The following is a 10,862-nucleotide window of genomic DNA, read 5'->3' as shown; positions in this document are numbered from 1 at the left end:
CGCCAGGGTCCAGGCGGCGGCGCGGCGCTGATAACGGTCGCGGTCCGCCGGGGTGATGACGCCCCGCCAGTCGTCCAGAACGGCCCCGATCGGCGCCTCGGGCGCGGCCGGAACCGCCATCGGCGGCGGAGGCGGCGGCGGGGGCGGCGTCGTGGCGCAGGCGGCCAGGGCCGCCGAGGCCAGAGCCGGGCCGACCAGGGTCTTGAACAGGGGCTGGAAAGCGAGCCGGAAAGGTCGGTTCGGCGTACGCGGCATATCGATCTTCTCAAGCAACGAGGATCGAAAGCCCCGTTTCTCTTTAGGAAGCCGCCATGAGGCGCGGCGTCAACCCCGTCCGTCGTCGCGACCGCGTGAAGTCGTCAGGCCTGCGCCGTCTTCGGCACGGTCCGCGAAGGGGCGTCAGACGGCGCCAGAAGGCGCGACAATCCCGCCGTCAGATCCGCCAGTCCGATCGGTTTGATCAGATATTCGGCGAAGCCCGCAGCCTGGGCGCGCCGCACCTCGTCCGGCGCGATCGCCGCCGACAGGGCCATGACCGGCAGGTCGCGGGTCAAAGGCTCCTGCGCCAGGGCAGCCTTGACCGCCAGGCCCTGCCCGCCGTGCAGATCGAGATCGAGGATGACGGCGTCGGGCCGAAGATCGCGGGCCAGATCCGCCCCCTCCTGCGCAGTCGCCGCGACGTGGAGTTGGATCGAACCCAGACCCCGCAGAAGATGGCGCATGAGGGCGACGGCGGCGGGATCCTCGGCGATGTAGAGCAGGACGGCCTCCGGCAGGCGCGGCAGCGGCAAGGCGGCGTGAAGCGCGGCCTGCGGCTCGGATTGGGGCGAGGCTGGCAGGCGCAGGATGAAGGCCGCGCCCTCGCCTTCCTGGCTCTCGACCGTCAGATCACCGTCCATGGCGGTCGCCAGGCGCCGCGCCGCCGCCAGGCCGACGCCCGCGCCATCGACGGAAGAGGCGGCCCGTCCACGCCGTGCGAAGGGATCGAACAGGGTCTCGATCCGGCCAGGGGACAAGCCCGGCCCGGTGTCGCGCACGGTGATCCAGACCTCCTGGGCGACGCGGCGGCCTTCGATCACGACCGTCCCACCCGGCCGATTGTGCTGCACGGCGTTGCGGATCAGGCGAGTCATCACCTGATCCAGGGCTCGGGCCTCGGCCTGAACGGTCAGCCCGGCCTGAAACGGAGGCGGGCGCAGATCGACCCCCGCCACCTCGGCCTGACTGGCCAGGGACTGGCAGATGCGCCGGGCGACCAGCAGAGGGTCCAGGCGCTCGCGCGCGGCTCCGACGCCCGAGTCCTCCTTAAAGGCGGTCAGCCCCTCGACCAGGGTCTGCAGGCGAGCCGCGCCATCGTGAATCTGATCGACGGCCTGGCCCTGGCGACGACTGAGCGGCTCATTGACCGCATTGATCCGAAGCAAGTCGGCGAAGCCCAGTATGGCGTCCAGAGGCCCGCGCATCTCCCGGCTGAAAGCGGCGAGCAGGGCCGTATGGGTGCGACGTCCAGCCGCCTCGATCGCCTGGACGCGCAGCAGGCGCGTCTCGACGTCGCAGACCGCGTCTTCCAGATCGGTGATGCGGCGGCGGGCGGCCGCCGCCTGTCCGTCATGCAGCCGCTGCACCGCCCGGATACGCCCATGGGCGCCGATCGACAGCCTGACGCCCGCGACGCCTGCCGCCAGTCCGAGGGCGATCGCCAGTAGAACGAATTCCATCACACGTCCTCCCGATAGATCGAGAGTAACGCATCAATAGTTGTATTAAAGTGAACACACCAGCAAAGGTTGTGCGGTCGCCTTATTCGTCGTCGGCGACCGTCTCAGCCTTGCGGCGCGGGCGGCGGGTGCGCGGGGCGGGCGTCTCGTCGTCTGACGCCGTTTCCTCGATCGACGTCGGACGGGTCAGGAAGCCCGGCAGGGCCGCCGCGTCGTCGCTGCTCGCTTCATCCTTGGCCGCAGCGGCGCGAGGACGGCGCGGGGCGCGGGCGGCCTTGGCGACCGGCGCTTCGGGCTCTGCTCCAGCGTCGACGGCCGGCGCCTCATGCGGACGCTCGTCAGCCGAAACCTCCGAAGCGGTTTCGACAGGCTGGCCATCGTCCTGAGCGGCTTCGTCATCGGCCGCATTGTCAGATTCGCCGTTCTCGAAACGACGGTTGCGCTCCTCACGGCGGCGCTCCCAGCGCTCGCGACGGGATTCGCGACGGCCGCCCTCGCGGTTGTCGGCGTCGCCGTTTTCACGCGGCTCGCGCGGCTCACGGGGTTCGCGCGGTTCGCGATCACGGTTGGCCTCGCGCTCGGCGCGTTCAGCCTGGCGGCGAGCTTCGTCCTCGGCCTTCTGCTGCTCGGCCTGGGCCGCAGCGATGATGGCCGCCGCCTGGGCGCCCGACTCGTCCTCGAAGTCGATGTCGAAGCCCTGGCCCGCCTGTTCGCGCTGGGCGATCTCGCTGACCGAGCGCTGCGGCTGAAGCGCGCGCAGGACGCGGAAATAGTGTTCGGCGTGCTGGGTGTAGTTCTCGGCCAGAACGCGGTCGCCGGCGGCCGCGGCGTCGCGCGCCAGCTGCATATAGCGTTCATAGACGGTCTGGGCGTTGCCCCGGACCTTGATGTTCTCGGGGCCTTGCGAGTCCCACGAACGGTTCGGATTGGTCGCGTTGGCGTTATTGCCGCCGCCGGGCTTACGGTTGCGTCCGCGTTGACGCTTCATGCCCTTGAAATCTCTCATCGGAGCTTACCGTGCTGGTGCGGGCCGCCGTCGAAAAAGACGGGCGGGGCCCTGTTCGTCGTTCCGTTCGTTCGGGGCCAATCCCCGGTGCGAGCTGTTCGGAAAACCGTGTGTCCCCCGTGGTCCGCCGCGTCCGTTTCAGGGGCGCGGCCATCACTGAACCCAGACGCGCTTAAACGAGCGAACCTGCCCGAAAAGGATGCGTTTGAATGGGGAACAACACGGACTTAGCGCGCAGAGAGACGCTTTCCAAGGGTTTTTATTGCAGCGGCGCTTCAGCCTCGGGGATCGGGCCCACGCGCGGGTCCGGGCCGTTGGTGACGACGCGGTCGCGGTCCGCCAGATCCTTCACGACCTTGACGTCGGTGAAGCCCGCCGCCTCGAACAGGGCCTTGACCGCCTCGCCCTGGTCCCAGCCGATCTCGACGGCGAAGACGCCTTGCGGGCGCAGGATGCGGGCGATCTCAGGCGCCAGGTCGCGATAGGGCTGCAGGCCGTCCGGACCGCCGTCCAGCGCCAGATGCGGGTCGTGCTCGCGCACTTCCGGGTCCAGACCGGCGATGTCGCCGCTGGGGATGTAGGGCGGATTGGACACCACCAGGTCGAAGCTGTCGTCGGCGAAACCCGCCGCCCAGTCGGTGCGCATGAAGGTGCAGCGGTGGTTCAGATCCAGATTGGCCGCGTTCTCGCGCGCCACGGCGATGGCCTCTGTCGAGATGTCGGTGCCGACGCCGCGCGCGCCGCGCCGCTCGGCCAGGGCGGCCAGCAGGATGGCGCCCGAACCCGTGCCCAGGTCGGCCATGTCGAAGGCGGTGTTGGGCGGGAAGGCGCGAACGATGACGTCCACCACCGTCTCGGTGTCGGGGCGCGGGCTGAGCACGTCGGGGGTGACGTTCAGCATGATCTTCCAGAAGCCCTTGCGGCCCAGAATGCGCGACACCGGCTCGCGGCGCAGGCGGCGATCCACCATGGCGTCCAGCGCCAGGGTTTGCTCAGGCGAGAGCGCGCGGTAGGGGTCGTTCAGGATATCGACACGGCCCGCGCCCGTCGCCGCCTCAAGCATCAGGCGCGCGTCGATGGAGGGGCTGTCGATGCCGGCGGCCTTCAGGCGCGCCTGGGCGCCTTTCCAGGCGGTCAGCAGGGTCGGTTGGGTGTTCTGATCGGACATTCCGGGTGATTGGGGTCTGCGACGGATGATTTCAAGACGGAACGGCCGGCTAGCGTGGCCGTTGAAGGGCGAATGGGGATGAAACCACAGTCGAATCATCGCGCGCCGCGCGCCGGGAAACGTCGTGCTGCGCGAGGCTCACACGGCGCGGCGGGCGGGGTGTTGCGCTATCTGGCCGCCGCGGCGGGCGGACTGGCGACGGGCGCGACGGCGGCGCATCTGCTCTACACTCAAGGCCATCGCTTCGGCCTGGAACTGCGGCCCGAGCGGCCCGAGCCCCTGCCCCCGCGCGATCCCACGCCCGAGGATTATGACGCTGACGACCCCGGCCGGGGCCGCCTGGCCCAGCGCCCGCTGGAGATTCCGCACAAGGGCTGGGTCGACATCCTGTGGCGCACCGTCATGGGCTATTTCGGCGACCGCGTCGGTTTCGTCGCCGGGGGCGTGACCTTCTTCCTGCTGCTGGCCCTGTTCCCGACGCTGGGCGCCTTCGTCACCATCTACGGCCTGTTCGCCGATCCGGCGGACGCCTGGGGACAGCTCAGCTTCCTCTATGAGGTGCTGCCGGCGAATGTGGCTCAGTTTCTCGGGGCGGAGATGACGCGGCTGGCGGGCAATTCCACCGGCCAGCTGACCTTCACCCTGATCTGGACCCTGCTGCTGACGCTGTGGGCGGCCAATGGGGGGATCAAGACCCTCTTCTACGGCCTGAACCTCGCCTATCACGAGGTCGAGCGGCGCAATATCGTTATCTACAATCTGGTGTGCATGGGCTTCACCGTCTCGGCCATGGCGGCGGTGATGCTGAGTTCGGCCCTGGTGGTCGGCGTGCCCGTGGTGCTGGCCGTATTCGGCCTGGAGGACGAGTGGGCCTATCTGGCGCCGCTGCGCTGGCCGCTTCTGTTCTTCGGCTATGTCGGGGCGCTGGCCCTGATCTATCGGTTGGGACCGAGCCGGGCGCGGGCGCGCTGGCGCTGGCTGACGCCGGGGGCGCTGTTCGCGGCGGGCCTGAGCCTGCTGGTGTCCTTCCTGTTCAGCTGGTTCCTGACCACCTTCGTGCGCACCGATTCCTACGGCCCGCTGGCGGCGGCCATGGGCTTCCTGCTGTGGACCTGGTTCTCGGTGCAGGTGATCCTGATGGGCGCTCGCCTGAACGCCGAGATCGAGCACCAGACCGCGCTGGACACCACCACGGGCGCGCCCCTGCCGATCGGCGAGCGCGGCGCGGTGATGGCTGATTCGGTCGGCCCCCGGCGCGGCAACCCCGCCGCCCTGGCCTTCACCCTGAAATACGCCGAGGCGCTGGGCGACCGGGTGATGCGGCGACGGATCAGGCGAAGGCCCTAAGCGGGCCGCCGCGCCCGCAAGGCCTGGATGATGGTGCCGTCGTCCAGCCAGTCCAGTTCGCCGCCGACGGGCACGCCTCGCGCCAGCGACGTGACCTGCACCCCCGCCGCCGACAGGCGCTCGGCCAGGTAGTGGGCCGTCGTCTGGCCGTCGACCGTGGCGGGCAGGGCCAGGACGACCTCGCGCGCCTCGCCGCCGCCCATCTCGCCGCCTTTGACCCGGCCGATCAGCTCGGCGATGCGCAGTTGTTCGGGGCCGACGCCGTCCAGCGCCGACAGTAGGCCGCCCAGCACATGATACTTGCCGCGAAAGGCGCCCGACCGCTCCATGGCCCACAGGGCGCCGGCCTCCTCGACCACGCAGATCAGAGTGTTGTCGCGCGCCTGATCCGAACAGACCGAGCAGGGATCGCGCGTGTCGGGCGAGCCGCAGACCGAGCAGTTGACGACCTTGTCCGCCGTCTCGGCCAGCGAGGCGGCCAGCGGGACCAGCAGCTGCTCGCGCCGCTTCAACAGGGCCAGCGCCGCGCGCCGGGCCGAGCGCGGGCCCATGCCCGGCAGCTTGGCCAGCAGGCTGATGAGCCGTTCGATTTCCGGCCCGGCGGAGGCGGCCATCAGAAGAGTTTCGGCATTCCGGGGATGTTCATCCCGGCCATCGGCCCGGCGGCGTCGCGCATCAGGGCGTTGTTGATCTCGTCCAGCTTGCGCTTGGCGTCGGCGTGGGCGGCGACGATCAGGTCGGCCAGGATCTCGCCCTCGCCGGGCGCCATCAGGCTGTCGTCGATCTTCACCGAGGTGATCTCGCCAGGGCCTTTCAAAGCAATGGTGACAAGGCCGCCGCCCGAGTTGCCCTCGGCGGTGGATTCGGCCATTTTCGCCTGGGCGTCCTGCAGCTTCTGCTGCATCGCCTGGGCCTGTTGCATCAGGGCGTTGAGGTCTTTCATAGCCCCTAGATAGGGCGAAGCGCCGCGCGGCTCCAGACCCCGGCGAAGAAAGCGCGCCGCGCCCGGCGACGCCGCATCCGTCACAACTTATGTGGCCGATCCCCTTGACGGTGCAGCGACGCACGCCTAATTAGCCACACTTGAAGTTACTAATCAGTTTTCTGGAGAAGCTCTGATGGCCTTTGACGCCTTCCCGACCCGTGACATGCCGGTCTCCGACCCGGTCCTGGCCCAGCTGTTCACCGAAGCGCGCACGCGCAACGGCTGGAGCGATCGCCCCGTGCCTGAGGCCCTGATCCGCAAGCTCTACGACCTGACCAAGTACGGCCCGACGGCGGTCAACATGACCCCGGCCCGCTTCGTCTTCGTCACCTCGCCCGAGGCCAAGGCCCGGCTGTCGACGCACATGGCCGAAGGCAACCGCGCCAAGACCCTGGCCGCGCCGGTCAATCTGATCATCGCCCAGGACGTCGACTTCCACGAGACCCTGCCCAAGCTGTTCCCGCACGCGCCGGGCGCCCGCGACTGGTTCCCGGAGGAAGCGGGCCGTCGTGAAGCCGCCTTCCGCAACGCCTCGCTGCAGGGCGGCTATCTGACCATCGCCGCGCGGGCGCTGGGTCTGGATGTGGGTCCGATGTCGGGCTTCGACGCGGCGGGCGTGAAGGCCGAGTTCTTTCCCGACAGCAATGTCGAGCCGAACTTCATCATGAACCTGGGCTACGGCACGGACGAGAACCTGTTCCCCCGCTCGCCCCGCCTCGACTTCGAGGAAGCGGCCCAGATCCTGTAAGGCCGTCGCCCTCGGGCTTGTCCCGAGGGCCTAGCCCTCGCCCCGCGCCCAGGTCTCGAGCAGCCGTCTGGCGATGGCGTAGGGCGGCGGAGCGTGAATGGTCGGATGGGTCTCGTCCAGCACGGCGCGGGCCTCCGCCCTGGTCAGCCAGGCGACGGCCTCCAACTCGGTCTGATCGGGCGCGGCCTCATCGGTCGTAACCTCGGCGATCAGGCCGATCATCAACTGGGCCGGGAAGGGCCAGGGCTGGCTGGAGTGATAGGCCACGTCCGACACCGTCAGCCCCGCCTCCTCCATCACCTCGCGGGCGCAGGCTTCCTCGATCGCCTCGCCCGGCTCCATGAAGCCTGCCAGCGCCGACATCCGGCCGGCGGGCCAGGCGGCCTGACGGCCCAGCAGGCAGCGCGGCTCGGCCCCGCCCTTATAGACCGGCAGCATGATGACGACCGGATCGACGCGCGGGAAATGCTCGGTCCCGCAGGCCGGGCAGACGCGCTTCCACCCGCCGGACGCCTGGTCCGTCGCCTTGCCGCAGGCGGCGCAGAAGCCGTGACGGCGGCGCCAGTCGAACAGGCTCTTGGCCGTGGCGGCGATCCCGGCGTCGGCCTCGGGCAGGACGACCGCCGCCTCGCGCATCTCGACAAAACGGCCCAGGCCCCCGGCCGGTCCGCTGGTCGGATCGATGGAGCCCTCGAACTCGGCGGCGAAGACCGGCGCGCCCTTCCACAGCCCCAGGAAGACGTCGCGGTCGCGCGCCAGGTCGCGCGCATGGCCCAGCGACAGCCAGACCAGCCGCCCGGCCTGCACCAGAAGAAGTAGGATCAACGCCGCCTCGACCACGCGCCGCAACGGCGGACGACGAAGGGATAGGCGGCCAAGGGACAGGCCGCCCTTGCCCCACGAAACGGCGCTCAGTTTGCGAAGGCCAGCGAGCAAGGAAGACATCCCCCACGGCCTCTCGCGGCCGCAACGCCTCCCTAGGCGGATGCTCCGTACCCGGCTCGCTCCGAACCATGACAGCGCCGAGAAGTTGTCACGACAGATGCGGCGAGTTCGGAAAGAGTGACACGCAACCGTCACCCTCGCCCAACAGGAGAGGGATAAAAAAAGCCGGGAGGCCGCTAGACCTCCCGGCTCAAATGTTCAGGCGCCGTCTGCGCTTAGAAACGCGCCGTCAGGCTGACCGAGGCGCTCTGGCCCAGGTCGTACTGGTTGATGCGGATCTTGTTGCCCTTCTCCTGATACTCCTCGAAGTCCGTCCCCAGCAGGTTGCGCAGCTCCAGGGCGAAGCCCAGGTCGCGGCCCTTCACAGTGAAGTCCTTGCGATAGACGAAATCGAGGAAGGCGCCCGGCTCCTGCACATAGTCCGGCTCGCGCGCCGTGCCGACGCCCGCGCCGCGCGCGGTGATCCGCTCCGAGACGTAGTTCAGGATGAAGGTCGCCTGCGAGCGGGCCGTGTCGTCTTCCCAACCCAGCTGCAGGTTGGCGACGTGCTCCGACTGGCCTTGCAGACGGCTGCCGTCCTGGATGAAGAAGGACGCCTGTTCGGGACGGCCGCCGCCGCCCAAGGTGATGACGGTGTCGCCCTCGCCGACCGAAACCTCAGAGTCCGACCAGGTATAGTTGGCCTGCACCAGCCAGCGCTTGTTCGAGATGAAGGCCGCCTGGTCGGCGAACTCGAAGTATTTCTTCACCTCGGCCTCGACGCCCATGACGGTCGCTTCCGGCGCGTTGAGGAAGGTCTGCTGGCGCTGGTTGCCGACATCGACGATCACCGCTTCGACCGGCTTGTCCAGCTTCTTGTAGAAGACGCCCGCCGTGACGAACTGCTGGCGGCCGAAATACCATTCCCAGCGCGCGTCCAGGTTCAGGATCTCGGTGTCCGTCAGATAGGGGTTGCCGATGAAGACGCGGTCGCTTTCCGGGTCCGTATAGGCCTGGGGCGCCAGTTCGCGGAACTGCGGACGGCCGATGGTCTTGGACGCGCCGAAGCGCAGTTGCTGATCCTCGGTGAAGTTCCACGTCGCGGTGAACGACGGCAGCCAGTACTGCTCCTCGATCTCGGTCGCCTCATAGGACGAGGTTCCGCCGAACAGGTCGCGCGGCGTCACGCTCTGCTGGCCGTCCTCGAAGCGGACGCCGAAGGTGGTGCGGATGGTCGGCACGAACTCGGCGTCGACCATGGCGTAGATCGCATTGACCTTCATGTCGGCGTCATAGGCGTTGGCGCCGTTCGAGCCGGCGATCTCGCGCAGCTGCAGGGTCCACGGATTGATGTTGAAGTCCGAGAACAGATAGTCGATCCGCGCGCGGCGCTGGCTGTCGGTCAGGCCGTTGACGGCCTCGAACTGCAGGTCGTGACGTTCGGCCGAGCGGGTGTTGTCCAGGGTGGAGGCGCCGACGCTGATGGTCGCCTCGCGCCCCGCCGCCATCGGCAGCTTGTAGGCCAGGTCCACGCCGCCGGACCAGATTTCGTCGTCCAGTTCGCTGAAAGAGATCTGGTTGCCCTGGACGTTGTGGATCAAGCGGTCCTGGGCGTCGACTCCGTACTGGAAGCGCGATTCATAGGGGGCGTCGCGCGAGGTCTTGGCGTAGGCCGCGCGCCAGTCCAGCTTCCACTCGCCGTCGGCGCCGAAGTAGTGCTCGCCCGCCAGTTGGCTGGTGAACAGCTGACGCACGAACCACTCGGTGTAGTCGTTGCGGATCACGCTGCCGCCGGCGTCGAAGTCCGGACCGGCCGAGGTGCGGGCGCGCTTGGTCGTGGTGCGGACGTAGAGGTTGGTCCACTTCACCTCATGATCGTCGTTCGTCAGCGACAGCCCGCCCAGGAAGTTCAGGCGCACGTCGTTCTGGTTGGACTCGACGTCGAAGGTCGAGACCGGCACCAGGTCGTCGCCCTGGAACTGGCCCTCTTCCTGGATCGCCTGACGGGTGCGCCAGGAGTTGTCGTAACCGGCCACGGCGATGACGCCCAGGTCGCCGACCTCGGTCGGGGTGCGGAAGCCGCCCGCCAGCTCCAGGCTGCCGTCGACCGGCGTCTGCTGACGCTGCATCAGACGCAGCGGCGCATTGACCATCGAGCGGCCCATCCGCTGCAGCTCGGCGGCCGAGAAGTTGGCCATGTTGATCTGCTTGCCGGTGCGGAAGGCCAGGTCGATCGGCCCCGGAATCTTGCGGGTCTCGTCGTCGAAGCCGGTCCAGTCGGTGTCCGAGCCGTAATAGACCAGGTTGTCGCGGCCCGTCGTCTCGGTGTTGCCGCCGATGCCCGCCTTGAAGGTCAGGAAGGGCTCAGCCGGGGCGTCCACGGTGCGCAGGTCGATGACCCCGCCGCCGAACTCGCCCGGATAGTTGGGGGAATAGGACTTCTGAACCGTCACGCCCGCCAGGATGCTGGAGGGGAACAGGTCCAGCGGCACCACGCGCTGCAGCGGCTCGGGGCTAGGCAGCGGCGAACCGTTCAGCAGGGCCGAGGAATAGCGCTCGCCCAGGCCGCGCACATAGACGAAGCGGCCCTCGACGATCGACAGGCCGGTCACGCGGGTCAGGGCGGCGGCGGCGGTGGAGTCGCCGGTGCGTTGCAGGTCTTCAGACGTCAGGAAAGCGGCCACCTCGGCGCTCTGACGGTTCGGCTGCGGGATATTGCGGCCCAGGACGACGATGTCGCCCAGTTGGGTGGCCGGGGTCTGCGACACCTGATCCGGGCTTTCCGGATCGGCGGGCAGTTCATTGCTCAGAGCCACGGCGGCGACGGGAGCGGACGGCTGGGCGAGCGCGAGGCTGGGCGCGCCGAAAGCGGCGACCAGGGCGCTGCTGGCCAGCAGCAGCCCGTTACGGGTCAGGGTCTTGTTCTTCATGTTCGGCTGCCTTGCGTAGGTCGAGAGAGGCTGGAC

9 protein-coding genes and 1 pseudogene are annotated in these 10,862 nt (G+C 68.8%); 2 read left to right on the top strand and 8 right to left on the bottom strand.

Features of this window, described 5'->3' with window-relative positions; genetic code table 11:
- The 4 genes and pseudogenes from B2Y21_RS10285 to prmC all read right to left on the bottom strand — a co-directional run.
- Positions 1-255, bottom strand: a pseudogene (locus B2Y21_RS10285) (hypothetical protein); the annotation flags it as partial.
- Positions 256-359: 104 nt separating this feature from the next.
- Positions 360-1,718 (bottom strand): hybrid sensor histidine kinase/response regulator, encoded by a 1,359-nt coding sequence (locus B2Y21_RS10280; protein ID WP_292059499.1) that lies wholly within the window; start codon positions 1,716-1,718, stop codon positions 360-362.
- An 82-nt stretch (positions 1,719-1,800) separates the two neighbouring features.
- Positions 1,801-2,706 carry a DUF4167 domain-containing protein gene (locus B2Y21_RS10275; RefSeq protein ID WP_292059497.1) on the bottom strand — a complete coding sequence of 302 codons (906 nt, stop codon included), beginning with the start codon at positions 2,704-2,706 and terminating at the stop codon, positions 1,801-1,803.
- Between the two features lie 277 nt (positions 2,707-2,983).
- Complete coding sequence (gene prmC / locus B2Y21_RS10270; RefSeq protein ID WP_292059495.1) at positions 2,984-3,892, bottom strand: peptide chain release factor N(5)-glutamine methyltransferase; 909 nt, start codon at positions 3,890-3,892, stop codon at positions 2,984-2,986.
- Between the two features lie 78 nt (positions 3,893-3,970).
- Here prmC and B2Y21_RS10265 point away from each other — a divergent pair, with 78 nt between their 5' ends.
- Positions 3,971-5,239 (top strand): YihY/virulence factor BrkB family protein, encoded by a 1,269-nt coding sequence (locus B2Y21_RS10265; RefSeq protein WP_292059494.1) that lies wholly within the window; start codon positions 3,971-3,973, stop codon positions 5,237-5,239.
- Here the strand turns inward: B2Y21_RS10265 and recR are convergent.
- Entirely contained in the window at positions 5,236-5,853 is a 618-nt protein-coding gene (gene recR / locus B2Y21_RS10260; RefSeq protein WP_292059492.1) for a recombination mediator RecR, read from the bottom strand. The genes B2Y21_RS10265 and recR overlap by 4 nt on opposite strands.
- The gene (locus B2Y21_RS10255) at positions 5,853-6,182 is read right to left on the bottom strand and encodes a YbaB/EbfC family nucleoid-associated protein (RefSeq protein WP_292059490.1); all 330 of its coding nucleotides are present in this window, start codon (positions 6,180-6,182) and stop codon (positions 5,853-5,855) included. Before B2Y21_RS10255 ends, recR begins: the two co-directional genes overlap by 1 nt.
- A 175-nt stretch (positions 6,183-6,357) precedes the next feature.
- On the opposite strand from B2Y21_RS10255, the gene B2Y21_RS10250 reads away from it, so the two are divergent.
- Positions 6,358-6,972 carry a malonic semialdehyde reductase gene (locus B2Y21_RS10250; protein ID WP_409410838.1) on the top strand — a complete coding sequence of 205 codons (615 nt, stop codon included), beginning with the start codon at positions 6,358-6,360 and terminating at the stop codon, positions 6,970-6,972.
- A 30-nt stretch (positions 6,973-7,002) separates the two neighbouring features.
- On the opposite strand, the gene nudC is transcribed toward B2Y21_RS10250, so the two are convergent.
- Entirely contained in the window at positions 7,003-7,908 is a 906-nt protein-coding gene (gene nudC / locus B2Y21_RS10245) for an NAD(+) diphosphatase (RefSeq protein ID WP_292059487.1), read from the bottom strand.
- Between the two features lie 224 nt (positions 7,909-8,132).
- A complete protein-coding gene (locus B2Y21_RS10240) occupies positions 8,133-10,826 on the bottom strand; it encodes a TonB-dependent receptor domain-containing protein (RefSeq protein WP_292059486.1) in 2,694 nt (897 codons plus the stop codon).
- Positions 10,827-10,862: the final 36 nt, after the last annotated feature.

The sequence above is a fragment of the Brevundimonas sp. UBA5936 genome (genome assembly GCA_002430835.1).
Taxonomy (GTDB): domain Bacteria; phylum Pseudomonadota; class Alphaproteobacteria; order Caulobacterales; family Caulobacteraceae; genus Brevundimonas.
The sequence above is the reverse complement of the archived record's forward strand: the minus strand, read 5'-3'. Positions and strand labels throughout refer to the sequence as shown.